At 39.8% G+C, this 25,320-nt stretch carries 24 protein-coding genes; 16 read left to right on the forward strand and 8 right to left on the reverse strand.

Going from position 1 to position 25,320, the window contains the following annotated elements:
• The first annotated feature begins 14 nt into the window (after window positions 1-14).
• Both VB713_RS21460 and tatA read left to right on the forward strand, forming a co-directional pair.
• Window positions 15-1,412, forward strand: coding sequence for a serine/threonine-protein kinase (locus tag VB713_RS21460; RefSeq protein ID WP_323313536.1), 1,398 nt, complete (start codon window positions 15-17; stop codon window positions 1,410-1,412).
• 39 nt (window positions 1,413-1,451) lie between these two features.
• A complete protein-coding gene (gene tatA / locus VB713_RS21465) occupies window positions 1,452-1,625 on the forward strand; it encodes a twin-arginine translocase TatA/TatE family subunit (protein ID WP_323313537.1) in 174 nt (57 codons plus the stop codon).
• Between the two features lie 40 nt (window positions 1,626-1,665).
• Here the strand turns inward: tatA and cphA are convergent, their stop codons facing one another.
• Window positions 1,666-4,368, reverse strand: coding sequence for a cyanophycin synthetase (gene cphA / locus VB713_RS21470; protein ID WP_323313576.1), 2,703 nt, complete (start codon window positions 4,366-4,368; stop codon window positions 1,666-1,668).
• Window positions 4,369-4,540: 172 nt separating this feature from the next.
• A complete protein-coding gene (locus tag VB713_RS21475) occupies window positions 4,541-5,404 on the reverse strand; it encodes a cyanophycinase (RefSeq protein ID WP_323313538.1) in 864 nt (287 codons plus the stop codon).
• A gap of 647 nt (window positions 5,405-6,051) precedes the next feature.
• On the opposite strand from VB713_RS21475, the gene trmD reads away from it, so the two are divergent.
• The 7 genes from trmD to argH all read left to right on the forward strand — a co-directional run bounded on the left by trmD (window position 6,052) and on the right by argH (window position 12,599).
• Window positions 6,052-6,762 (forward strand): tRNA (guanosine(37)-N1)-methyltransferase TrmD, encoded by a 711-nt coding sequence (gene trmD / locus VB713_RS21480; RefSeq protein ID WP_323313539.1) that lies wholly within the window; start codon window positions 6,052-6,054, stop codon window positions 6,760-6,762.
• A gap of 91 nt (window positions 6,763-6,853) precedes the next feature.
• Window positions 6,854-7,336 carry a 2-C-methyl-D-erythritol 2,4-cyclodiphosphate synthase gene (gene ispF / locus VB713_RS21485; protein ID WP_323313540.1) on the forward strand — a complete coding sequence of 161 codons (483 nt, stop codon included), beginning with the start codon at window positions 6,854-6,856 and terminating at the stop codon, window positions 7,334-7,336.
• A gap of 24 nt (window positions 7,337-7,360) precedes the next feature.
• Entirely contained in the window at window positions 7,361-7,918 is a 558-nt protein-coding gene (locus VB713_RS21490) for a hypothetical protein (RefSeq protein WP_323313541.1), read from the forward strand.
• Window positions 7,919-8,143: 225 nt separating this feature from the next.
• Complete coding sequence (locus tag VB713_RS21495) at window positions 8,144-9,928, forward strand: ABC transporter substrate-binding protein (protein ID WP_323313577.1); 1,785 nt, start codon at window positions 8,144-8,146, stop codon at window positions 9,926-9,928.
• Between the two features lie 95 nt (window positions 9,929-10,023).
• Window positions 10,024-10,818 (forward strand): nickel pincer cofactor biosynthesis protein LarB, encoded by a 795-nt coding sequence (gene larB / locus VB713_RS21500; RefSeq protein ID WP_323313542.1) that lies wholly within the window; start codon window positions 10,024-10,026, stop codon window positions 10,816-10,818.
• A 98-nt stretch (window positions 10,819-10,916) separates the two neighbouring features.
• Window positions 10,917-11,129 (forward strand): hypothetical protein, encoded by a 213-nt coding sequence (locus tag VB713_RS21505; protein WP_323313543.1) that lies wholly within the window; start codon window positions 10,917-10,919, stop codon window positions 11,127-11,129.
• An 84-nt stretch (window positions 11,130-11,213) separates the two neighbouring features.
• On the forward strand, window positions 11,214-12,599 hold the full coding sequence (argH, locus tag VB713_RS21510) for an argininosuccinate lyase (protein WP_323313544.1): 1,386 nt from the start codon (window positions 11,214-11,216) through the stop codon (window positions 12,597-12,599).
• Between the two features lie 239 nt (window positions 12,600-12,838).
• On the opposite strand, the gene VB713_RS21515 is transcribed toward argH, so the two are convergent.
• Together VB713_RS21515 and VB713_RS21520 are read right to left on the reverse strand one after the other, a co-directional pair.
• Complete coding sequence (locus tag VB713_RS21515) at window positions 12,839-13,018, reverse strand: hypothetical protein (RefSeq protein ID WP_323313545.1); 180 nt, start codon at window positions 13,016-13,018, stop codon at window positions 12,839-12,841.
• 184 nt (window positions 13,019-13,202) lie between these two features.
• The gene (locus tag VB713_RS21520; protein WP_323313546.1) at window positions 13,203-15,983 is read right to left on the reverse strand and encodes a TIGR02921 family PEP-CTERM protein; all 2,781 of its coding nucleotides are present in this window, start codon (window positions 15,981-15,983) and stop codon (window positions 13,203-13,205) included.
• Window positions 15,984-16,334: 351 nt separating this feature from the next.
• Between VB713_RS21520 and VB713_RS21525 the strand changes: the two genes are divergently transcribed.
• Window positions 16,335-16,829 (forward strand): NUDIX hydrolase, encoded by a 495-nt coding sequence (locus VB713_RS21525; protein WP_323313547.1) that lies wholly within the window; start codon window positions 16,335-16,337, stop codon window positions 16,827-16,829.
• A 51-nt stretch (window positions 16,830-16,880) separates the two neighbouring features.
• Here the strand turns inward: VB713_RS21525 and VB713_RS21530 are convergent, their stop codons facing one another.
• The 3 genes from VB713_RS21530 to VB713_RS21540 all read right to left on the reverse strand — a co-directional run bounded on the left by VB713_RS21530 (window position 16,881) and on the right by VB713_RS21540 (window position 18,641).
• Window positions 16,881-17,381, reverse strand: coding sequence for a type II toxin-antitoxin system VapC family toxin (locus tag VB713_RS21530; protein ID WP_323313548.1), 501 nt, complete (start codon window positions 17,379-17,381; stop codon window positions 16,881-16,883).
• A gap of 8 nt (window positions 17,382-17,389) precedes the next feature.
• Window positions 17,390-17,767: a hypothetical protein gene (locus VB713_RS21535; RefSeq protein WP_323313549.1), complete on the reverse strand. Its 378-nt coding sequence runs from the start codon at window positions 17,765-17,767 to the stop codon at window positions 17,390-17,392.
• Window positions 17,768-17,852: 85 nt separating this feature from the next.
• Window positions 17,853-18,641 (reverse strand): pantothenate kinase, encoded by a 789-nt coding sequence (locus VB713_RS21540; protein ID WP_323313550.1) that lies wholly within the window; start codon window positions 18,639-18,641, stop codon window positions 17,853-17,855.
• A 110-nt stretch (window positions 18,642-18,751) separates the two neighbouring features.
• On the opposite strand from VB713_RS21540, the gene VB713_RS21545 reads away from it, so the two are divergent.
• The 6 genes from VB713_RS21545 to VB713_RS21570 all read left to right on the forward strand — a co-directional run bounded on the left by VB713_RS21545 (window position 18,752) and on the right by VB713_RS21570 (window position 24,348).
• Window positions 18,752-20,500: a diflavin flavoprotein gene (locus VB713_RS21545; RefSeq protein ID WP_323313551.1), complete on the forward strand. Its 1,749-nt coding sequence runs from the start codon at window positions 18,752-18,754 to the stop codon at window positions 20,498-20,500.
• A 373-nt stretch (window positions 20,501-20,873) separates the two neighbouring features.
• Window positions 20,874-21,101, forward strand: a complete 228-nt coding sequence (locus tag VB713_RS21550) for a DUF433 domain-containing protein (protein ID WP_323313552.1) — start codon at window positions 20,874-20,876, stop codon at window positions 21,099-21,101.
• 2 nt (window positions 21,102-21,103) lie between these two features.
• Window positions 21,104-21,475 carry a DUF5615 family PIN-like protein gene (locus VB713_RS21555; protein WP_323313553.1) on the forward strand — a complete coding sequence of 124 codons (372 nt, stop codon included), beginning with the start codon at window positions 21,104-21,106 and terminating at the stop codon, window positions 21,473-21,475.
• 58 nt (window positions 21,476-21,533) lie between these two features.
• On the forward strand, window positions 21,534-23,258 hold the full coding sequence (locus VB713_RS21560; protein WP_323313554.1) for a diflavin flavoprotein: 1,725 nt from the start codon (window positions 21,534-21,536) through the stop codon (window positions 23,256-23,258).
• A 75-nt stretch (window positions 23,259-23,333) separates the two neighbouring features.
• Entirely contained in the window at window positions 23,334-23,960 is a 627-nt protein-coding gene (locus VB713_RS21565; protein ID WP_323313555.1) for a hypothetical protein, read from the forward strand.
• Window positions 23,938-24,348 (forward strand): type II toxin-antitoxin system death-on-curing family toxin, encoded by a 411-nt coding sequence (locus VB713_RS21570; RefSeq protein WP_416242468.1) that lies wholly within the window; start codon window positions 23,938-23,940, stop codon window positions 24,346-24,348. Before VB713_RS21565 ends, VB713_RS21570 begins: the two co-directional genes overlap by 23 nt.
• 149 nt (window positions 24,349-24,497) lie before the next feature.
• Here the strand turns inward: VB713_RS21570 and VB713_RS28305 are convergent, their stop codons facing one another.
• Window positions 24,498-24,653, reverse strand: coding sequence for a BrnA antitoxin family protein (locus tag VB713_RS28305; RefSeq protein ID WP_416242469.1), 156 nt, complete (start codon window positions 24,651-24,653; stop codon window positions 24,498-24,500).
• Window positions 24,654-25,320 lie beyond the last annotated feature (667 nt).

Genomic DNA, 25,320 nt, shown 5'->3' on the forward strand with positions numbered 1-25,320 from the left:
AAATTTATAAATTTATGGAAAATATCTTAGCCAATCGCTATCAAGTTCAACAGCAGTTAGGCAAAAAAGCTGGACGACAGACCTTGTTAGCAAAAGACTTGAATACTGAACAACTAGTCATTGTCAAATTACTTTCTTTTAGTAGTGATTTTCAATGGGATGATTTGAAATTATTTGAGCGAGAAGCCGAAACCTTAAAATCTTTATCTCATCCCTGCATACCTCGCTATTTAGATTATTTTGAAATCAACTCACCCGAATTTAAAGGATTTGCCCTCACCCAAACTTATATCCCAGCCAAAACCCTAGAACAATACTTACAAATTGGGCGCAAATTTACAGAATCAGAAGTTAAACACATTGCTAAAGCTATACTCAATATTCTCGTTTATTTACATGGTTTAAATCCACCTGTAATTCATCGTGATCTTAAACCTAGTAATATTTTATTGGGAGACAGGACTGGTAATAACGTTGGTGAAGTTTATTTGATAGATTTTGGCTCAGTACAAACAATTTTAGCAACAGAAGGTACAGGAACAAGAACTATTGTGGGGACTTATGGTTATATGCCACAAGAACAGTTTGGAGGGAGAACTGTACCCGCTTCCGATCTTTATAGTTTAGGATGCACAATCATTTATTTAGTTACCGGTTCTCATCCCGCAGATTTACCAGAAAAGGATTTTCGCATTCAATTTGAAGAAGTTACTAATTTGAGTCCAAATTTTACTAACTGGTTAAAATTGATGATAGAACCCAGTTTAGGGAACCGTTTGCGTTTTGCAAATGAAGCAATCACAGCTTTAGATAAACCACATTTTTTAACACAAACCAATACTAATTTAACTTCCAAAAAACCAACTGATAGTAAAATTAAATTAACTAAAAATCAGGATTTTATAGAAATTATTATTCCACCAGTTGGCTTAAAGGTATCTACATTAGCATGGTTTATAAGTAGCATTTTTCTAGTTTTTACTAATTGGATTTATCTGTCTTTTTACATCCAATATTCAGTAATAAATCCATTCTTTTTGACAATATTATTGATATTTTTAACAGCAGGATTTATCTCAATATATAAGTTATTTTTCCGCTTGTTTGGCAGGATAAGATTAGTGATAAATCAACATCAAATTACATTAATTCGTGAATTATTTGGCACAAAAATAAAAGTTCCTAAACCAGCACCAAAAGAGGATATTTGTTTAATACAAAGGATTAGGAAACCTGTTTATAAAGACCTTCATATTAGGACATTAGAAATTAAAGCTCAAATTATAATTTGGGCGGGTAAAAAGAAAAAATTTATTCTTGGCAATGATAATGATTTAATATCTGAGCCGGAACTTGATTGGCTGGTGCATGAACTGAGTGAGTGGTTAGATATACCAATTAGGACAGAATAAATCTTATAGTTAGTTACAGTGGCTTAAAAGGAAACTTATATGTTTGGACTAGGATGGCCAGAAGTAGCGATTATTGCCATCGTTGCAATTTTGATTTTTGGTCCCAAGAAAATTCCCGAACTTGGTAGCGTATTAGGGAAAAGCCTCCGGGGTTTTAAGGAAGAAATGAAAAATGCCGATGATGAGACGAAACTAGAAAACGAAGAAAGATAATCACAAGTAGAGACGGGTTGATTCGCGTCTCTACTGTGGACTACAGTAGCGTATTGACCACAGAAGAAGGTGCTACCCCATTTTGGGAATCGTTAATTGTTGTCGTTGAGTTTTGTGGTTGTATTTCTTCCTGTACACCCCGCACCTTAATTAACTTAATCGCCCGGTTAACACTTTCTGGCAAAATGACCACCAGACTACCATCAGGAGCCATATCTAAGGCTTTGTTAATAGCTTGGGTTTCATCGAGAATTGATTCAAAGCGGCAATTAGGCTTGGCTTGAGTAATGCCTTGAGTGATCAAATCAGCAGCCGAACCGCGTAGCCGACCTCTGGTATCATCATCCTCTTTGATAATAATGTAATCAAAGATATTTGCTGATAATTTACCCAGAGTTACAAAATCTTCGTCACGGCGATCGCCAGGACCACCAATGACACCAATCCTCTGTCCAGTCGTCCAATTACGCACAAATGATCCCAAAGCTTCATAACTAGCAGGATTATGGGCATAGTCCACCAAAGCGTGATATTTACCCAAATCGAACAAATTCATTCGTCCTGGTGTTTGACTAACTGAAGCGCGGAAAGTCTTTAAGCCAGCCCGAATTTGCTCTATCGTCACATTCTGCACAAATGCTGCCAAACTTGCGGCTAAAGCATTGGCAATCATAAATGGCGCTTTTCCGCCCATTGTTAAGGGGATATTTTCGGCTCTTTCTATACGGTGTGTCCAATCTCCTTTGGCAATTGACAGATAGCCATTTTCATAGACTGCTGCTACTCCTCCCTTTTGGATATGCTTTCGCACCAATTCCGAATCTGGGTTCATGGTGAAGTAAGCAATATTGGCTTTAGTTTTTTCTGCCATAGCGGCAACGCGGATATCATCAGCATTGAGAACTGCATAGCCATCAGGGTATACAGCTTCTGCAACTACACTTTTCAGGTTAGCTAACTGCTCGATGGTATCAATATCACCAATACCTAAATGATCTGCGGCTACATTCAACACCACACCCACATTAGCAGATTCAAAACCTAAGCCAGAGCGAAGAATGCCGCCACGAGCCGATTCAAGTACAGCTACCTCAACAGTTGGGTCTTGGAGGATCACATGGGCGCTTTGGGGTCCAGTGTTATCTCCAGCTTCTACTAAATAATCACCGATGTATGTGCCATCAGTGGTCGTATAACCTACTACTTTGCCTGTCTGCTTATAAATATGTGCTAACAGGCGGGTTGTGGTAGTTTTGCCATTAGTACCTGTGATGCTGAGGATGGGAATTCGGCTGGGTTTTTCGTTGGGGAACAGCATATCCATGACTGCACCAGCAACGTTACGGGGAGTGCCTTGACTGGGAGCGACGTGCATACGGAAGCCAGGAGCGGCGTTAACTTCCACAATTACAGCATCTACTTCCCTAAGAGGGCGGCTAATATCCGAGGTAACAATATCCAAGCCGGCAATATCTAAACCGATAATTCTCACTACCCGTTGGGCTAACCAAACATTTTCCGGGTGGATTTCGTCAGTGCGGTCTACAGCACTACCACCTGTACTGAGGTTAGCGGTTGCCCGTAGATAACAAATTGTTCCTTTGGGTGGCACACTGTTGAGGGTGTAGCCTTGCCTTTCTAATAATTGGTAACTGGTACGGTCTAGCTCAATTTTGGTGAGGACGTTATCGTGACCTTCTCCGCGATTGGGATCTTGGTTAGTTTCTTCAATCAGATCACTAATGGAAGATCGGCCATTGCCAATTACGTGAGCCGGTACCCGTTCAGCTACTGCGACAACTTTGCCATCTACTACTAGTACCCTATGGTCACGTCCGACATAATAACGCTCAACAATAATAGAGCGGGATACTTGTCTGGCTGCTTCATAGGCTGCTTCAGCTTCATCCCAACTGCGGATATCAATGGTGATACCGCGTCCATGATTGCCATCTAGGGGCTTGATCACGATGGGATAACCGCCAACATACTCAATAGATTCTTCCAAGTCGTCCAGGAAGTTGATGACTGTACCTCTGGGGACAGGTACACCGTTAGCAGCAAGGATGCGTTTAGTGGCTTCTTTATCACAGGCTAGTTCTACGCCGAGAATGCCTGTGTTATCGGTCATTGTGGCCTGCATTCGCTTCTGGTTGATACCGTAGCCTAACTGAATCAGAAAGCGTGCGGCTAAGGGCATCCAAGGAATACCTCTTTTTTCTGCTTCTTTGATAATGGCTTCTGTAGAAGGTCCTAAAGAAGCTTCACGCAAGAAGTCTTTCAGGTCTTGGATATCTTGCTCTAGTTCTGCCTTGGGATAACGACCCCGATCAACAATACTTTGACATAGCCGTACTGCTGCACGTCCGGCATAACGTCCCGCTTCCTCATTTAGGTACTCAATCACTACTTGGAAAATTCCAGGTGTGGCAGTCTCACGGGTGCGGCCAAAACCTACGTGCATTCCAGCTAATTCTTGGAGTTCTAAAGCTACGTGTTCTACGATATGACCCATCATTGTGCCTTCTCGTACCCGCATCAGAAAACCACCACGACAGCCAGGAGAGCAGTAATGACCCTCCAGACTTGGCAGCGCCTCAACTAATCCTTCATAAAAGCCGGAGATTTCATTTGAGGGCATCTCAGCCAGGTTTTCGAGATCTAGGCGCATGACGATCAGTTTATGGCGTCGAATGCTCCAGTAGTTTGGGCCGCGTAAGGTCTGGATCTTGAGGATTCTCATGGGAATAGGTAGATGGAGATTCGGAACCAAAATTCTAGTTTCTTACTGGAATTGACCGCTAAACTGTTCATTACAAACAGTTTTTTCTTTTCAGATAGTAATTGTTTAAATCTGGTGGGAGTAAGAAATAAAGGCGCGGTCAAGTCAGTGTAACCTCAGATACTCTATACCGTCAGCTGGAGATCCGATGTACAGCAGGTAAAACAGTCCGTTGGTAAAGATGGAAACGATCTCCGTAACTGAGGATATGTAGGCGTAAATTATGTACTGTTAAGGGTTCATTGGCACTAACATGAGGTTCATTGGTATGGGTTAGTTCTGTGGGATCAACAATTGTCACACTGCCTTTGCCCATGACTTGTAACCAACCGTCACGTTCAAATACGGCACAAGTGTCTTCATCAATGCCAATGCCTAGACGATCGGGATGTGCTGCGATCGCACTAATTAACCGCCCCATACGATTGCGGTTATGAAAATGCTGATCAACTACAACTTCAGGAATAAATCCCAAACCCGTTGCCATATCAACTAGGGAACGATTGGGTGCTTCACCACTCCCACCACCAGCAATCATGTGATGTCCCATCACTGCTGCTCCCGCACTTGTACCTGCTAAAGTCAATTGTCCAGCCCTTACCCGCTGCCGGATGATTTCCATTGCTGGTGTGTCTGACAGGACACCACAGAGGCGTAATTGATCCCCTCCAGTTAAAAACACCCCTGTACAGGCTTCTAGGGATTCTTTAATCTGTGGATTTTCGCATTGTTCCCGTTCTCGAATGTCTAAAATCTCAACCTTTTCAGCACCCATTTCTTCAAAAATGCGAATATACCGACCACCAATAATGGCCGGTTCGCGGGAGGCTGATGGAATAATTGTAATATACGCCTTGCTAGCACCGGCACGAGCAACAAAAGTCCGCAGGATTTCGCGTCCGTGAACTTTGTCTTCTGCGCCTCCGATAACTAGAACAGCGGTCTTAGTTGCTTGGGGTGTCCTCATTTCCAGCGATTTAGCTTTTAATTGCTGCATTGTGTTTCTCCGGTCAACAACTTCAGGTGAATTTAACAAGGTTTACTAGCCTGTTGATTTTCGCCCTTTGCTTTTTTGAGAGGACACTTTTGATAAGTGTGGAGTGGCTAAAGCCCTTTTGCTACTCTTCTCCTATCGGAGATGCTACCAAGTGGCTTGCTTCCCTGGAAGGGTGCTGGTAAGGCAGTCATCTGGGGCTGGCTTACCGTACCTCAGTTCTGTCTCACCTTCTCTCCAACTTCTCATTTAACGCACACGATGCCTCAGTTTTCATGTGTCCGTTGCTGTTCCTCTTCGCCAGAACCTTGTTTTTTACCTATCCACTTGTTCCAGATTGGTAAAATAGTACTAGGGGCTAGATTTATCCGATTTGGGGCAAGCAGGTCTTGACACTCTTATTTCTGAGGATGGCTCGATGCATCCTGGAAGTTGTTAACTTTGGTTGGATTATTAATTTAAATTTAGTTGTGACAATATTTAAACATAAATTAAGTAATTAGAAAAACTTTTGATCGCACCAAAAAATATATACTTCTGGTACTTTTAGATACTATTGATTAAGTTTCTCTATGGTCTTACCTCTCTTTGGCTGCTTTTGTTGGCTAGATATTTAAATCTTAGTTTAGTGTCCTTGAATACGAATTACTGTGCGTTTTGATATAGTTACGCTTTTTCCTGACTGTTTTAGCTCGGTTCTGAGTTCTGGTCTTTTGAGTAAAGCCCTAACCAAACAGATTGCCCAAGTGCATCTGATTAATCCTAGGGATTTTACGACTGATAAGCATCGCAAGGTCGATGATGAACCCTACGGTGGGGGTGTAGGGATGCTGATGAAGCCTGATCCCATTTTTGCGGCTGTGGAGTCGCTGCCGACTTTACCACGCCCAGAAGTGATTTTAATGAGTCCTCAAGGTCAAACCATAAATCAACCTCTGTTGCGCGAATTGGCAACCAATTACGACCAATTGATAGTGATTTGTGGACATTATGAAGGGGTGGACGACAGAGTGCTAAATTTAGTGACTCGTGAGGTGTCTTTGGGTGATTTTATTCTGACTGGTGGAGAAATTCCCGCTATGGCTTTGCTGAATGGAGTGGTGCGTCTGCTACCGGGAACGGTGGGTAAGGTGGAATCTCTCAAAGCCGAAAGTTTTGAAGAAGGGTTATTGGACTTTCCCCAATACACTCGTCCAGCCAATTTTCGGGGTTGGAAAGTCCCAGATGTGCTGCTGAGTGGAAATCATGCGGAAATTGCTAAGTGGCGTTTCCAACAACAAATTCAACGTACAGCTTCCCGCCGTCCCGATTTGCTGGAACAATGGGAAAAGGAGAAGAAACAGGGGACAGGTGACAGGTGACAGGAAGAAAAAGCTGGGGGAGCAGGGGAGAAGAGGAAGAATAACCGCCTTTTTCTAATGACTAATAACCAATGACCAATGACTAATAACTATGACAATCAGAATTGGTAACGGCTACGATATTCACAGATTGGTGAGCGATCGCTCTTTAATTTTAGGCGGCATTCACATTCCCCATGAATTGGGTTTGTTAGGACACAGTGACGCTGATGTGTTAACTCACTCCATTATGGATGCGATGCTAGGCGCTTTATCTTTAGGGGATATTGGTCATTATTTCCCTCCAACAGATCCTCAATGGGCTGGGGCTGATAGTCTTGTACTATTAAACCAAGTACATCAGCTAATTCGTGACCAAGGTTGGAAAATAGGAAATATTGATTCTGTTGTTGTTGCGGAACGTCCTAAATTAAAACCACATATTTCTAAAATGCGGGATAAGTTAGCAGCAGTTTTAGAAGTAGAACCAAATCAAATTGGTGTTAAAGCTACAACTAATGAGAAATTGGGGCCAACTGGTAGAGAAGAAGGTATTTGTGCTTATGCTGTGGTTTTGTTGGTAACAGATGATTAATTGATTAATAGGAGAATGGGGAAAATGTTTAGTTTAGATAAACCCGAAGAATTAATCAAAATTAGACTTATTTCTAGTATTTGGAATAATCAATTTGATTCACAGGAGGGAATAGAAAATTTATTTCTACTTTCCCATCCAGATATTGTTTTATTAGACAAAAATAAGCAAATCGCACTATTAGTTGATGTCCAAGCCAAAAAATTCCAAAAAGGAGATGTGAAGGAAGAATATTTATCACAAGTAACAAAGCTATATTTACAAAATGCTAAAAAAGATACTCGCTTTGCAATGTTTGCTGAATTAGAAGAAATCAATATTTTTAAATGGAGGAATGGCAAATTTTTAGAACCTTTAACTTTATTAAAAACTGCTGATATTCTTAGCCATTATGACCGAGATTTTAGAGATAAAAGCAACCGAATATTTTCTTTCTATTTGAAAACGCTCATAGAAGCTTGGTTAAGAGACTTAGCTTATCACTGGAAATCAGAAACACCACCTGCATATAAACAATTGAAAGAAATTGAATTATTTTCCAGACTAGAAGGGGGAGATACTTATTTGCAGAATGATGAATAAAATATAGAATTTAATTATCAGGTAAATTCAGGTGACAATACTTTACATAGAAACTAATTTTTTGATTGCAATTGCCAAAGGACAGGATTCACAACTTTAATAAACTTAAAGTAAAAAACGCTTTACGCGATGCTGGAATTAAATATTTTACAATCACACAGCATTTTCTCGGCTGGTTTAATTCTCGTTCATCAACTTAAAAATAATTATTTAATTACCGAAACTATGACATTAACTAAAAAAATCTTCAATCACATAAAACGCCTTTTTTTATTAATAACTATCATTGCATTTACCGCAATATCAATTACTGCTTGTAACCCAACTAAATTAAAAACCAGTGCTGCTCAAGTACCCCAATTAGTTACTAGTATTCTTAGTGATCCCAAAACTTTTAACTACGCGCTAAATTCTGAATCTCCTAATATCTTTGGATACACTTATGAAGGATTAATTAACCAAAATCCAGTCACGGGTAAACTTGAGCCAAATTTAGCAGAGTCATGGGAAGTTTCTGATGATAAATTAAAAATTATTTTCACTCTGCGGGATAATTTAAAATGGTCGGATGGAAAGCCATTAACAGTTGATGATGTTGTATTTACATACAATGATATTTATTTGAATGAAGCCATACCAACAGATATTAGAGATATTTTAAGAATTGGCAAAAATCGCCAGCTACCTAGTGTAACAAAACTTGATCAGCGTCGAGTTGAATTTAGCGTACCAGAACCTTTTAGACCTTTTCTACAAAATGCAGGTGCTGCTATTTTACCCGCCCATGCTTTGCGAGAATCGGTAAAAAAGAAAGACCAAGATGGGAAACCAACTTTTCTGACAAAATGGGGTGTAGAGACTCCGCCTGAACAAATAATTGTGAACGGGCCTTATAAACTGGAACGTTATGATACTAGTCAACGTGTAATTTTTCGGCGTAACCCTTATTATTGGCGCAAAGATGCTCAAGGTAATTCCCAACCTTATATTGAACGTATTGTTTGGCAAATTGTCGAATCAACAGATACCTCTTTATTACAATTTCGTTCTGGTGGGTTAGATGCGGTAGGGGTTTCTCCTGATTATTTCTCTTTATTGAAAACACAAGAAAAACAAGGTAATTTCAAAATTGAAAATGGTGGACCATCTACTAGTACTAGTTTTGTACTTTTCAACTTAAATAAAGGTAAAAGAGCCGGTAAACCTCTTATTGATCCCATCAAGTCGCGTTGGTTTAATAGTGTAGAATTTCGGCAAGCAGTAGCTTATGCTATTGATAGACAAACCATGATTAATAATACTTTTCGTGGCTTGGGACAAACCCAAGATTCTCCAATTTCTGTCCAAAGTCCCTATTATCTTTCTCAAGAAGCAGGGTTAAAAGTTTACAATTATGATATAGAAAAAGCGAAGCAATTATTACTCAAAGCCGGCTTTAAATACAATTCCCAAAATCAATTAGAAGATGCTCAAGGAAATCGGGTGAGATTCGCTTTGCTGACTAATGCAGATAATAAAATTCGGGAAGCAATGGGTTCGCAAATCAAACAGGACTTAAGCAAAATTGGTATTCAAGTCGATTTCACACCTTTAGCATGGAATACTTTTATAGACAAACTTTCTAATACTCTAGACTGGGAAGCATCTTTATTGGGTTTAACTGGAGGTTTAGAACCAAATGATGGCGCTAATGTGTGGTCTCCTGAAGGTGGATTGCATATGTTTAATCAGAAACCACAAGCAGGACAAAAGCCAATAGAAGGTTGGGAAGTTTCACCGTGGGAAGCAAAGATTCATGAACTTTATATTCAAGGCGCACAAGAATTTGATGAAGCCAAAGTTAAAGAAATTTATGCAGAAAGTCAACGATTAACCCAGGAGAATTTACCATTTATTTACCTAGTAAATTCCTATTCTATGGCAGCTATTAGAAATCGCTTTGCAGGAATCCAATATTCTGCCTTGGGTGGCCCATTCTGGAACATTCATGAAATTAAAATTACAAAATAGGTAACTGGGGACTGGGTAAAAGTTTTTCCAATTACCAATTACCAATTACCAATTACCAATTACCAATCACCAATTACCAATTACCAAAAATTGCTGTGACTCAACCTGAAGCTTTGCGATCGCTCTTAGCAGCCGTTGCCAATGGTAAAATCAGCCCAGATAAGGCATTCGACTCACTCAAAGATTTGAATTATGAATCTGTAGGTGACTTTGCCAAAATCGATCACCATCGTCAGTTAAGAACTGGTTTTCCAGAAGTGATCTGGGGACAGGATAAAACACCTGATCAAATTACTCAAATTATGGAAGTCATGCGTCAGCGTGGTTCTGTAGTCATGGCCACCCGCATTCAACCAGCAATTTATGCCGAACTGCAAAAAACGGTCAAAGACTTGCAATACTACGAAATGGCGCGAATTTGTGCGATTCGTCAAGAAAACATTGAACCAAGATCCACCGGCACAATTACTATACTCTCAGCTGGTACTGCTGATTTACCCGTAGCTGAAGAAGCAGCAGTCACAGCGGAACTTTCTGGTTTCCGTGTCCAGCGTCTTTGGGATGTTGGTGTAGCCGGAATTCACCGGTTATTGAATAATCGTCACGTCATTGATTCTGCTTCAGTATTAATTGTGGTAGCAGGGATGGAAGGTGCTTTACCTAGTGTGGTTGCAGGTTTAGCCGATTGTCCCGTGATTGCTGTCCCCACCAGTATCGGTTATGGTGCAAGTTTTTCGGGTTTAGCACCTTTATTAACAATGCTTAACTCTTGTGCAGCTGGTATAGGTGTAGTTAACATTGATAATGGCTTTGGTGCAGCAGTTCTCGCGGGACAAATTCTCCGAACTGCTGAAAAATTGAGTTTGGCATCACAGAAATATGAAAGTTGACAAATCAAATAGAAACCGAGAGTCAATAATGCGTAATGTCGCTTAAACTTTAGATGTCATCGGCTACTGTAAATTGTCACAACTAGACTATAGAAAATATGGACCACCTAAGTATAAGTGATTCAATCTCTCAGTTACTTTGGCATTTGCCTGTAGATATAACTTTCCTAGCTCAACAGGTTCGTGATGCTGATCTTATGGGTCAGATCCAACGAAATTGGAACCATTTTGTCCAGACTGGACAAATCTGGGCATTATTGATTGGTGTGATTATTGGTTATATGCTCAAAGGTCTAACTAGCTACGGTTAAGGTAATTTTAGATTTTAGATTTTGGATTGATACTGATTCAAAGTCTAAAATCGCAAATTGTTATTTCCTCTTCCTTCTAAATTTATGACCGAAAAACAAACTTGGAGCCAGCGGTTTGAATCCGCGCTACATCCGGCAATCGCTCGTTTTAATGCCAGTATAAGTTTTGATATTGAACTCATAGAATATGACATCACTGGTTCCCAAGCTCATGCCAAAATGCTGGCTCATACAGGGATTATTTCTCCAGAAGAAGGAGAGCAATTAGTTACAGGTTTAGAACAAGTCCGCCAAGAATACCAACAAGGCAAATTTCAGCCTGGTATTGATGCGGAAGATGTACATTTTGCCGTAGAAAAGCGACTGACAGAAATTGTCGGCGATGTTGGTAAAAAGCTGCATACAGCCCGTTCTCGTAATGACCAAGTAGGTACTGATACCAGACTCTACCTCCGCGACCAAATTACCCAAATTCGTCAGTATTTACGGGAATTTCAAACTGTATTACTGGAAATAGCTGAAAAAAATGTTGAAACTCTGATTCCTGGCTATACTCACCTGCAACGCGCTCAACCAGTGAGTTTAGCCCACCATCTGTTGGCGTACTTTCAAATGGCACAACGTGATGGGGAACGCTTAGGAGACGTTTATAAACGAGTGAATATCTCTCCTTTGGGTTGTGGCGCTTTGGCGGGAACTACTTTTCCTATTGACCGGCACTACACAGCAAAACTATTAGATTTTGATCATGTTTATGTTAACAGTTTGGATGGAGTGAGCGATCGCGATTTTGCGATCGAATTCCTCTGTGCAGCCAGTATTATCATGGTTCACCTCAGCCGTCTTTCAGAAGAAGTTATCCTCTGGTCATCAGAAGAATTTCGCTTTGTTACCCTCAAAGATAGCTGTGCCACTGGTTCCAGCATCATGCCCCAAAAGAAAAATCCCGACGTTCCTGAATTAGTGCGCGGGAAAACAGGACGTGTATTTGGTCATCTCCAAGCCATGTTGGTGATTATGAAAGGGCTACCCCTGGCATATAACAAAGACCTACAAGAAGACAAAGAAGGCATATTTGACAGCGTTAACACCGTTAAAGCCTGTTTAGAAGCCATGACGATCTTACTGCGGGAAGGTTTAGAATTTCGCACTCAACGCCTTGCACAAGCAGTCACAGAAGACTTTTCCAATGCCACTGATGTTGCAGACTATCTAGCAGCACGGGGAGTACCTTTCCGAGAAGCTTACAACATGGTGGGCAAAGTTGTGAAAACCAGTATAGCCGCAGGTAAATTGCTCAAAGATTTAACGTTGGCAGAATGGCAACAAATACACCCAGCATTTGCAGCCGATATTTATGAAGCAATATCCCCCCGTCAAGTAGTTGCAGCCCGCAATAGCTACGGTGGTACTGGTTTTGCCCAAGTTAAGCAAGCTATCCTTACAGCCCGTACTCAAGTCAATACTTAGTGAGTAGTGAGTAGTGAGTAGTGAGTAGTGAGTAGTGAGTACCGAGTACTGAGTACTGAGTACTGAGTACTGAGTTGTATTGATTTTCTGCCTCCTGACTCCTGACTCCTAGCCCTAACGAAAAGACTTATATGGCTTACACCACGCTATCAGCAAGCCCTAAATAAGTAAGGGCGTACAAATAAAATAAATGTACGCCCGAAGATAAAACATTAATTCAAGAGTAGTTATTTAAACAGTTAATTCATCTCAGCAGCCCCATCTGCTGCTGCTCCTGTTCCTTCTTCTTCTTCACTCTTAGGTGGTCTTTGTTGGAACCTTCTTTGCATTCTTCCTGTCGTTGTCCGTTTACGAAACTTTCTGGCATACGCCTGGTTCCGTAGCGCCTTTTCTTTTTTCGGATTACGGCGCTTGGCCATATTCACCTCATGAATAAACAACAAAAAAATCGGCATCTAGGCAATAATCAGCTACCGAATGTTATTGATATACTTTTAGCCTAGTGCAGAAAATCAATATACTTGAAACAGTATACTAGTCTATCGTGTTAGAGGAGTCTATGTCAAGATAAATTCAGCAACACCACAGATTTTTCCCTATTTCCTACTCTCTAATTTTTGGACGTTTCGCCAAAATAAATAATGCTGCTGCACTAACAATCAACATCCAGCCGCTGGAGGATTCGGGAATGCTAGTTTTAAAGGGATTATTGGGTTTGGTGAGGGTTTCTTTCCCGTTTTCTATTTTGCGGTCAAAGCGATCGCTTGCGGCTTCAGCTTCTTTAAGTAAGCGTCTTTGTTCATCATTAACTAATACCAGCATAGAAGAATAGGGACTAACGATCGCATACTTTTTAGCGATCGCATGAATTGCATCTAAACTTTTGATATTGTCTAACTTAATTTGTTTACTCAACCCTAAAATCAATTGTCGGGCGGCTAATGGTTGTAAATTTCCTGGCTGTTGAGGTTTATTCACATCTGCTGCATCATTTTTTTGCAGATACCACGCATAATTATCTACCACATTCACCACAGCATCACCTAAAGCTGATTTCGTCGCAATTCTTCCCAATACCTCCGCAATATCTTCCGAAACTCCACCACCAGTATCTTGGATAGATTTGATAATTCCATCATTGTAGGCTGCGGGTAATCCACCTAAATGCACTATCCATAAAGGTGCAGGTGAAGCAACAATAGTTTTGTTATTGCGTGACAACTCATAACTCCCCTCATCACTCACCAGTAAAACCGCATCATAGGCTGTGTCACCACGCAATTGATTAAACTGTGACAACATTTCCTGGGGTTGAATTGTGCCGTAAAAAGTAGTTTTTTCCGCTGTAAATTCTTGGATATCATTTAGCCTTTTGGGTGCTGCACCTTTAGAGACAGTGACATATAAATCAGCATCATTATTAGCTAAATTTTTATCTGCAAAACCCTGCTGTTTCAACCAATTCCAAGTTTGGGATAATTCCTTGATATGACTACCCATACTGCGGGAAGTATCCAACACTAAAGCAATGCGTTGGCTTTTGGGTAAAGAATAATCTTTTGGGGATAAAGGCTTGATGACAATACGATGCTCGCCATTTTCTAAATTTACTTCATGCAGACCAGGTTGAATCTTATCACTAGCAGGAATAAATTCTTCTAACCAAGCATCCTGTTTCAAATTAAAACCTTTACCATTGCGGATACGTTTAGTGTCCTGACTCCAGAAAATATTGCGTCTTTCCCCTAAATTTGGCATTTTCCAACCTTGTTCTTTACCCATAACCTTATAGGTTAGCCATAAGTGCATTTCCGTAGCGCGTGGTGGTTGTTCTGGGATTTGTTGCACATTTTTAGGAGGAATAGGAAAAGCCCGCAAGCGATAATGTCTTGGACCTACTTGTTCCAACAAAGCCGGATCTACAGGCCGTTCTCTTCTCACCTGGGAATTATAAACTTTTTGGGCAGCACCGCGAGGAGAAACCGTAAAAGGGAAACGTTGAGATAGTTTATTAGTATCTCCCAACCATAACCCCGTAATTACAGCACTTTCTGGTAAAGAAAAAGAATAAAAAACTTCTTGAACTTCCGAAGTTTGGTTTTTGTAAACTTCATATAACTCTACATCAGCCCAATCACCATGTTCTTTAACTGTGACTTGTTGTGATGCCAACAAAACTTTTTTATCGTTGATATTTAATAAACCAGCTTTCACTTCTTGCTGATTAAAAGTAGATTGTACAGCATGGGTAACTGCTACTTTTTCGGCTTTTTGTAATGGGGTATCAAAAAAATCAGCATAAAGTTTTTCAGCTTTTTTTACATCTTTTTCTGAACCTTGATACAAAAATGGTGACATCAGCAAATTGTAGCTATTTTGAATGTTATTAGCCGCTGATTTATCTAAGCCTATCCACTTATACATAGCACTGACATGATTATTATCTTTTCTGCTACTGAGATAGCGATAAGAAGATAAATAGGCGTTGACTAAACCATCACGAATTTGATTTGATTTAGCTAAAATAGTTTGACGACTACGCTCATTATTGGGAGCATTAGCCAATAGAGAAAAAGCTAATACTTGAGGCTGTTGTTGTAAGGATACAAATGTAATGACAAAGGCAATTAGAACAGCACTAGCCCCAGCCAAAGCCTTTTTAATTCCGTAATCTCTAGCGAACGCTTGTAAAATTCTACTGCCAGAATTTATATACATTGCTGCTAGTGCTGAAGGCATAAAAATAAATAAAGTGGCACTAAAAGCAAAGAGAATTAAGTAAAGACTGAGAAACCAAAATCCACTAAACCAGTAACCATGAGTCAATGCATCCCATAAATCTTTTAGCCACTCAAATTTAACAAACTCTTGCACCAAAAATGCTGATAAAGGCAAGGCATAAAATAACAAAATTACACCTGCATAGATGCCGAATATTAGCATTAAACTATGTGCTGACATTTGCGCCCATTGCAGGATACTTTTGCGTCTAGAAGCATATCCAAAAAATAATTCTCCACCAAAAGCTGCAATACAGATACCAATTGTAGAGAGAATTTGAGTACTAGCAGGTGTCAATTCCCGAATTACAAATAAACGCAGCAAACACAACAAAAATAGTGGTGCTTCTACCCCATAAAATAAGCGAATGAGTTGTAGGGGTTTTTTAATAAAAAATTTGCCACCAATAATAGAAGAAACTGTGGGTATAGCGATTAAAGTAACTAGAGTTAGAGAAAATTCTACCGGGATATCACCCCGTAAGGTAGCTTGGAATAATGGTACAGTTATCCAAGGCATTATCCCAAAATACACAAATATTAAAAATATTAAGTTCCAACCCCAAAAGATGGCTTCAAAAGTTGCATTCCAGACAAACTTCATAGTGAGAAACTCTCATATTAGCAATAATTTATGGTTCTACAGAATTCAGATAGCACATTCCCAGTTTTGGATAGATAAATTAATAAATATTTACAGTGTTGGTAAACATTCGGCTTTTCGGCAAATTTTTCTGAATTTAATTGCTAACATATAGCAGTCCTAGATTATCAATCCTAGTGCAAGGACGCAGAAGGCAGAAGGCAGGAAGGTAAAAAGCACGCTTTATCAGCTTTTTAAACTTTTCTCACAGGATAGTTATTTTCGTCATTCTGCACTAATCCTTCTGTTAAAGCTACATATGTCTATATTCCGTACTAGGTAACTAGAAAGTACAGTACACAAATTTGAAGGTTGAACATTCTTGCTTTTTTTACACCAGTGATCCATTCAATACGTAGTTTATGGCACCTTGGACAAACAGTATTGGGTATTATCTTCCGACATCCCATTACTGGTACTAGTGTTATTCCGATTTTACCTGATGGTCGAATTGTGCTAATTCGACGGAGAGATGATGGTTGCTGGTCTTTACCGGGTGGTATGGTGGACTGGGGAGAGGATATTCCTAATGCTGTCCGTCGGGAGTTAATGGAGGAAACCGGACTTGAGTTATTGAAAATTCGGCGTTTGGTGGGTGTTTACTCTGCACCAGATCGAGATCCTAGAATTCATTCAATTTGTGTTGCAGTTGAAGCTGAAGTACAAGGAGAAATGAAGGTTAATGACTCCTTAGAAGTATTGCAAATTCAAGCTTTTGCTCCTAGTTCCCTACCTCAACCACAGATGTCTCATGACCATGCTCGCCAGTTACAAGACTATTTAAATGGTTTAACAACATTAGCATGATAAAAGTTTTAGATTTTGGATTTAATCTGGAATCTATCATTTAAAATTCATTTAAACAACATTATCTAAAGTTTGCTGCCAATCTGCGACAAATATTCCTTTGCTTGCAAATCGTGATATGTGTTTTACATTTGTTGTCACCACTATGACTTCATCAAAACTCTTTAATTGAATAATTGCCTGAGCAGCAAGAATAACATCACCGTCTAAACTGTCATTACTTGCTGTCGGCTTTCCCTGGTTTCTTACCCATGCCCATAACTCTGCTGCTTTTCGAATTGTTTCAGGAGTTATGGGAATCAGAAACATTTGGCTTAGTGAATCGAGACGCTCTAAACTCTTTTTCTTTCCTTCTCTGATTAGTTCACGCCGAAGCTCGTAGTCAGCTATTTCTGGTATACGTATTACAATTTTACTATCTCGTAAAGATTTTAACCACTGTTGTACTTTTGGATCTATTTTTGGATGGCTAACTTTACTCAATGGATGAGTATCTAACAATACAACTCTACTTTTGGGTGGTTGGATAAACGGTAATGTCATTTCACTCATTTTTGCTGCTACAGTGAAACCCTATTTTGGTTTAAAGCAGCTTCGATCTGAGGATAGTTTTCTTGATCATAATTTGATTCATCAGCCATCCATTCATCTACAAGTTCTATGATTTTTTCTAATGAATTATCATTTTCTTGTTGTGTACTGCTGACTGGTTCTATTTTGAAGGGCATTCCGATGCTGTTAGTTGATATGGGTTGTGCCTTCCCTACATAGCACCATATAGCAGTGGGCGTGAAGCCTAAGCTAGATTGATTTTGATAGACGGAGGATATTTTATTGTGAATCAAAGCATCAACTTTTGCCCTAACATCTAGTAGTTCCTCTACAGAAAGAGCGTCTAACTGCTGCATAATAACGTCAATCATTAATGTTTTAGGCATAATTTCATGAGGTGTAAACTGCTATCTATATTCTATGCCATCTATAACTTGTTATATTTACTGACATTAAAAATTTATATTTTTATTAACTATTCCCAAATAAGATTTTTTCCATTCCTAAAAAAATCAAATTTTTCTCGGTAATTAACCTTGCCGCTATGTCTGGAAATCTAGTTTGCAAATAGGTTCTTAACAAATTACTATCTCCTCCGGTAATTACGATTTTACTGTCAGGAAATAAAGACAACCAGGATTCAACAAAATCTTTAATTCCTGCTAATAATGTGTAAATTACTCCACTTTGAATTGCTTCTGGTGTGTTAATGGCAAAACGTGTAGGTAATTCTATAATTTCCTTAATTTCTAAAAATGGTAATTGTCCGGTTTTTTGACCGAGTGTTGTTAGTTGTAAACCTAAACCGGGCAAAATTGCGCCTCCAATTAAGCGCTGATTAGCATCTGCACCTGTAAAAGTGAGTGCTGTGCCAGCATCAATCACTAATATGGGAAAACCCCATTTTTTGCCGGCTCCATACAAAGCAAGGGCGCGGTCAATTCCTAGAGTGGGATACATACCCTGGAGAGGAATGTTGTTTAAAGTGATTAAGCGGACATTGGGGTAAGTTTGCCAAAGTTGTGTTTGACTAGGAACTACGGATGCTAAAACGAGAGTGATGGTGAGATGGGGAGAGAGGAAGATGGGGAGAGAGGAAGATGGGGAGAGAGGAAAGGTATTTGTTTGAGCTAACTGTTGTATATCAGAGTCTGATATATGGGGTGTATGCCAGGTTGAGTGGAGAGTTTGGTTGATAAACAAAGCCCAATGCAAGCGGGAGTTACCAATCATCAATGCTAACCAACGGTTTTCGTTCACAGTTTTAAGTTTCTTAAGTCAGCCATAGGTTTTTTAAGAAAAACTAACATTCAACCCGTGTCACAATAAAGCAAGAGGAATAAATACTCATTTTGTCAAGGAGGGGAGTTATGGTATTGCTCACTGATAAACATGAAGGGCAGGGAAATCCAACCCCGGAAAAACGGCTCACCATACAGACTGTAGAAATTGCTGAAGATACGACGGCGATTAGGTCTTTGGATTGGGATCGCGATCGCTTTGATATTGAATTTGGTTTGCAAAATGGTACAACATACAACTCTTTTCTCATCCGTGGTGAGCAAATTGCTTTAGTCGATACGTCTCACGAAAAGTTTCGTCAGCTCTATTTTGATACACTCACGGGTTTAATCAATCCTGAAGAGATAAATTATTTAATTATCAGCCATACAGAACCAGATCACAGCGGCTTGGTTAAAGATTTGCTGCAAATGGCTCCTGATATTACTGTAGTTGGTTCTAAGGTAGCGATTCAGTTTTTAGAAGATTTGGTACATCGACCTTTTAAACGCCGAATTGTCAAAAATGGCGATCGCTTGGATTTAGGTAATGGTCACGAATTTGAATTCGTCATTGCCCCCAATTTACACTGGCCGGACACCATTTTCAGCTTTGACCACAAAACCCAAACTCTCTTCACCTGCGATGCTTTTGGCTTGCATTACTGCACAGAAAGCACCTTTGACGATGACTTAGCAGCAATTGCCGAAGATTTTAAATATTACTACGATTGCTTGATGGGGCCAAATGCTCGTTCCGTGTTGTCGGCGATGAAGCGCATGGCAGAATTGAAAACCATCAAGATGATTGCTACCGGACACGGGCCGTTACTCTACCACAATGTCGAAGAACTAACCGGACTTTATCGCAGTTGGAGCCAAGGACAAACCAAAGCCGAAACACCAGTGGGGATATTTTACGTTTCCGAGTATGGGTATAGCGATCGCTTGGCACAATCAATCGCTAACGGAATCACTAAGACGGGCGTAGCGGTGGAAATGATAGATTTGGGTGGAGCAGTTGATTTACAAGAGTTGCGGGAGCTTGTAGGACGCTGTACTGGTATAGTTGTGGGAATGCCTCCAGCATCTGGTAATGCCACAATTCAAGCCGGACTTAGCACCGTTTTAGGTTCAGCCAAAGAAAAACAAGCGATCGGGATTTTTGAAACCGGTGGTGGAAATGATGAACCAACTTATCCCCTATTAAATCAATTTCGGGCTGCGGGTTTAAATGTAGCTTTCCCCGTGATTGAAATTCGGGAAACACCCACAGAAAACATTTACAAAAAGTGCGAAGAAGCAGGAACCGACTTAGGACAGTGGGTAACAAGAGATAAAAGCATCAAAGCCATGAAATCCCTTGGTGCTGACTTAGATAAAGCCTTGGGGAGAATTAGTGGCGGTTTATATATCATCACAGCCAAAAAAGGTGATGTATCTAGCGCCATGTTAGCTTCTTGGGTGAGTCAAGCCAGCTTTAAACCCTTGGGATTTTCCATCGCTGTAGCCAAAGACCGAGCGATCGAATCACTCATGCAAGTAGGCGATCGCTTCGTTCTCAACGTACTAGAAGAAGGCAATTATCAACCATTGATGAAACACTTCTTAAAACGATTCGCTCCCGGTGCAGATCGTTTTGAAGGAATAAAAACCCAACCAGCGGAAAATGGTGCGCCCATTTTAGGTGATGCTTTAGCTTACATGGAATGCGAAGTAGTCAGCAGAATGGACTGCGGCGATCATTGGGCAGTATACAGCACCGTCTACGCCGGTAGAGTCTCTAAACCAGAATCATTAACAGCAGTTCACCACCGCAAAGTCGGAAACCACTATTAAATCGCCGGTATCTAATCCTGTTCCCCTCCTCGCTTGCGGGGTGGGGTATTATGCGAAGGAACGAATAACTCTAAAATCAAGAATTAAGCGATTTAGCTAAAACCTTTGCATCTCGCTTCTTTTTCAATACTCGATTAGATGTAAATTTTGCTTCGGGAAACTGGTTAGTTATGACTGTTCCATTAGGTATTTGATTAGCAATATGAAAATATTAAAAATCATGACCTCTTTAATAATGAGGATGTTTTGTTAAGGATAGAGAGAGTTAGGGGATAAAGCTCACTAGAAATCTATAAAAAACTTGAATTTAATCCCCTTCCCTAGCCAACATTTTCAGGCACAATAAAATAAAAAGCAAACTGAGAAGATATCTATGGAAATTTCACCATATATCAGCGTAGATAGTGCCATACACCAAGGTACTCCAGTCATTACTGGTACTCGTGTTCCTATCTCTATCATTATTGGTTCTTTGGCTGGTGGTATGAGCAAAGAAGAAGTGATGGCAGAATACGAACTTAGTCAAACCCAAGTGGAAGCTGCCCTTAGCTACGCCACAGACTTGGTGAAAAATACTCAAGTCACAGCATTGGGAGCATAATTTTGAACTTTCTGGTTGATGAAAATATGCCTCGCTCTCTTGCATCTCAAATAACTGCACTTGGTTTTACTGTACAAGATGTGCGTGACATTGGCTTGCGTGGACATCCTGATACTGAAGTTATGGAAGCGGCTGTTACGGCTGATGCCATTATTATTACCCGTGATAGAGGACTTGCAGATCCTAGAAGTTGGCCGGAAACTTTTACTGCTGGAACTATTTTTATTAATCTTCCTGATGATACTCCAGCTACTAGCATCAATGCCAAAATTATTGAGCTTTTAGGTAATCGCTTACCAGTTTCTCTTCTGGGTGCTTATACTACTCTAGAATACCGTCGCGCTTTATCTCGTCCAATCTACCGTAGAGTTTAAGTTTAAATAAACAATACAAACAGATACCCAAAAAATATAAAAAAGGAGAATTAAAACCATGTCAGAAAATACTAAACCCCGTGATGTGCAGATACTCCCTATTGGCACAAATACAACAATATTGCGATCGCGCAGTTGGACTCGGTTAAGATTTGAAATAGAATACGCTCTAGCTAAAGGGACAACAGCGAATTCTTTTTTAATTCAAGGTGATAAAATCGCTTTGATTGACCCACCAGGAGAAACTTTTACCGAAATTTATTTAGCAGCTTTACAACAACGGATTGATATTAAAGCTATTGATTATGTAATTCTTGGTCACGTCAATCCTAACCGCGCAGCGACTTTAAAAGCTTTACTAGAAATTGCCCCACAAATTACTTTTGTTTGTTCAAATCCAGGCGCAATAAATTTGCGTGCCGCTTTAGAAAATGAAGCCCTAGAAAATCAGAATCCAATTCTAGTAATGCGGGGAGAAGAAACTTTAGATTTAGGTAAAGGTCATCATCTGCAATTTATTCCTACACCTAACCCCCGTTATGCAGATGCACTTTGCACCTATGATCCCCAAACAGAAATCTTATTTTCTGATAAATTATTTGGGGCGCATATTTGTGGCGACCAAGTATTTGATGAAGGTTGGGAAGTCTTTAACGAAGATAGGCGTTATTATTTCGATTGTCTCATGGCTCCCCACGCCAGACAAGTAGAAACAGCTTTGGATAAATTGGCAGATTTGCCAGTGAGGTTGTACGCTAATGGGCATGGACCTTTGGTGCGGTACGCTTTACAGGAACTTACCCACTCTTATAGAGAATGGATTCAACAGCAAACCAACGCTGATATGAGGGTGGCTTTGATTTACGCTTCTGCTTATGGGAATACTGCGACATTAGCTGGTGCGATCGCACGTGGTATAACCAAAGCAGGTGTTAGTGTCGAATCTATTAACTGCGAATTTACCGAACCCGAAGAAATCAAAGCCGCAGTGGAAAAGTGCGCTGGGTTTCTCATTGGTTCTCCCACATTAGGCGGACACGCACCCACACCAGTCCAAACAGCTTTAGGAATTGTTCTTTCTACCGCCACAAATAATAAATTAGCTGGTGTTTTTGGTTCCTTTGGTTGGAGTGGAGAAGCGGTTGATTTAATTGAAGGAAAACTCAAAGACGCAGGTTACAGATTTGGTTTTGACACCATTCGCGTCAAGTTCAAACCCAATGAAGTCACCTTACAAACCTGTGAAGAAGCGGGAACCGATTTCGCTCAAGCATTGAAACGCGCCGCGAAAAAAGCTGTTGTAGCTAAACAACCCGCTACTAATGTAGAACAAGCCGTTGGACGGATAGTTGGTTCTCTGTGTGTAGTTACTGCTACTCAAGGAGAAGTGAAAACAGGGATGTTAGCATCTTGGGTGACACAAGCTAGTTTCAACCCTCCTGGCTTAACCATTGCGGTAGCTAAAGACCGGGCTATGGAAATAATGACCTACACTGGTAGTCAATTTGTCGTCAATATCTTGGCTGAAGGGAGAGAAATACGCAAGCAGTTTATGAAGGTTTACGCCCCTGGACAAGATAGATTTGCCGGCTTGGAAACAGAAGAAGCTAGTAATGGCGGTGTAATTCTCTCTGGTGCTTTGGCTTACCTGGAATGTTCTGTCCAAGGTCGCATGGAAACAAGTGATCATTGGTTGGTTTATGCGACTGTTAATGATGGGAAAGTGTTCAACCAAGATGCAGTGACAGCAGTACATCATCGGAAATCCGCAAGTTATTATTAAATAATAGTCCTGATCTCGTTCCCAGGTAAAATCTAGGAACGAGTAAATTTTCTGAATTGGAATTACAGATAAAATATGCTGCACACCTTTACATTCCCACAGGAGATGATTGACAGCATTCAGGAAAGGATAGAAGTCCTAGAAAGATGCTTAAATAATGCTAATTCGCAAGATGAAGCAATTGCAGAAATGATTGAGTTGGCTAATAATCGGCAACTATCTCTTAGTCAGCTTAGTGAGGAAAATAGAAAATTTGGTAACAAATTGAATAGATTTAATAAACTACGTCAGGCATTAAATGAAAAAGTAAACAAAGATCAATTAGCTGTTTTACTTTGTGTAAGATGCAATTTTGCTCTAAAAGAAATTGTAGATATATACTGGTATTTATTATTAAAAAAAGACAGTATAGAAATATTAATAGAACTGACTAAAAACTTTGTGGAAATATTTAATCAAATTAAAATTAATTCTAGATGTGAATTGGAACTTGATATCAAAAATGAACTATACATTATTGTAGAATCACTGAAACACTTAATACAATCACTAATTAAAGCTAGTTTACAAGTTAACGCGTTATCTGAAGAAGAGATTAATGCTTTTAACTTAGGAGATATTACAACCCAAGAATCAGAAGCTATGTTGATTTCTTTAGCATCTACAGAAAAATGGGATTATGTGTATAGAAAACTTGCATAGTCCTAAATTTATTGAAAAAGAAGATGTGTTAAGTATACATAATAAACAGATTAACCTATATGGTGGTTCATTTGGTATCCGAGATGAAGGTTTATTAGATTCGGCAATTTACCAACCTCAAGCAACTTTTGGTGGAGAACTTTTGCATCCTACAATTTATGAACAAGCAGCAGCATATTTGTTTCATATTACTAATAATCATGCTTTTGTAGATGGAAATAAACGAACTGCTTTTGATGTCATGATAACGTTTTTGAATATGAATGATTATGAACTGAACATGACACCAGAGGAAGCATATCAATTAACAATACAGGTTGCTAATGATAAAGTGAGTAAAGAAGAGTTGATTGAGATATTGAGAGATTGTATTATCGAACTATTTTAAACTACCTACCTTTGTAAATTCAAAATTATTCAAATTGTAGGAACGCTCTTATTTCCCTATTCGTTCTAATTCTTCTCGTAATACTCGCCGTAGCGTTGCTTCTAATGGTTCACGGCGTTGTTGAATATACTCAAGCAGGGCATCATTAATCAATGTTTGGTAATTTCCCCACCTGCTTGGTGTACTTGCTCACGAAACCATGCCAGTATTTCATCATCTAGACGAATTGTAATACGAGTTTTTCCCGGTGGTGTTGGCTCAATTGCACCCCGTTTACCTTGACTAAAATTATACTCAGTTTCCATAGTTTATTCTTCCTCATCTTATATGCACATTCGTACATCCTATCAAAGGAGAAATGCTCAGTTAATAAAATAGTAGGTTGGGTAGAACGAAGTGAAACCCAACAAATTCAAGGAAATGTTGGGTTTCGTTCCTCAACCCAACCTTGTATATTAAGAGAAGTAGTAGACCGTCCCAACCTTGGTCATCATAGACCGCTTCGTAGAATAAAAATGATAGCGATCGCTTCCCTCCCCCCAAGCATCGTACAAATAAGGTCAAAATTAACACGAAAGACACGGAGTAATCAGAGTTTTTTGCTGGAAATTGCGCGGCTGGGTGGGTGTTAAAAAATGAGTTTCCGAAAAAATAGCTGAAATCAAGTTTACACAAGACTTATAAGGCTTTATTTCTACTCAAGCATCCGCGCACCTTACACAGCAAGGATTTCAGCCATTTTTACTCTTGACACAATTCCTGAAATGGACTATGATAAAGCCATCCGCGCAACTGAACCTTGAAAATCAAATACAGCAAGGCTTCTAGCCTCCCGCTATTGCAATTTCTCTTAATCCCTATTAGGGATTGAAACTTAATACCGCTAAAAAATCCGATAGTTGTAGCTTGAAATTGCAATTTCTCTTAATCCCTATTAGGGATTGAAACCTCCAGTATGCCAACGACCGTGAG

The sequence above is a fragment of the Anabaena cylindrica UHCC 0172 genome, from assembly GCF_034931625.1.
In the GTDB taxonomy this organism is placed as follows: Bacteria; Cyanobacteriota; Cyanobacteriia; order Cyanobacteriales; family Nostocaceae; genus Anabaena; species Anabaena cylindrica_A.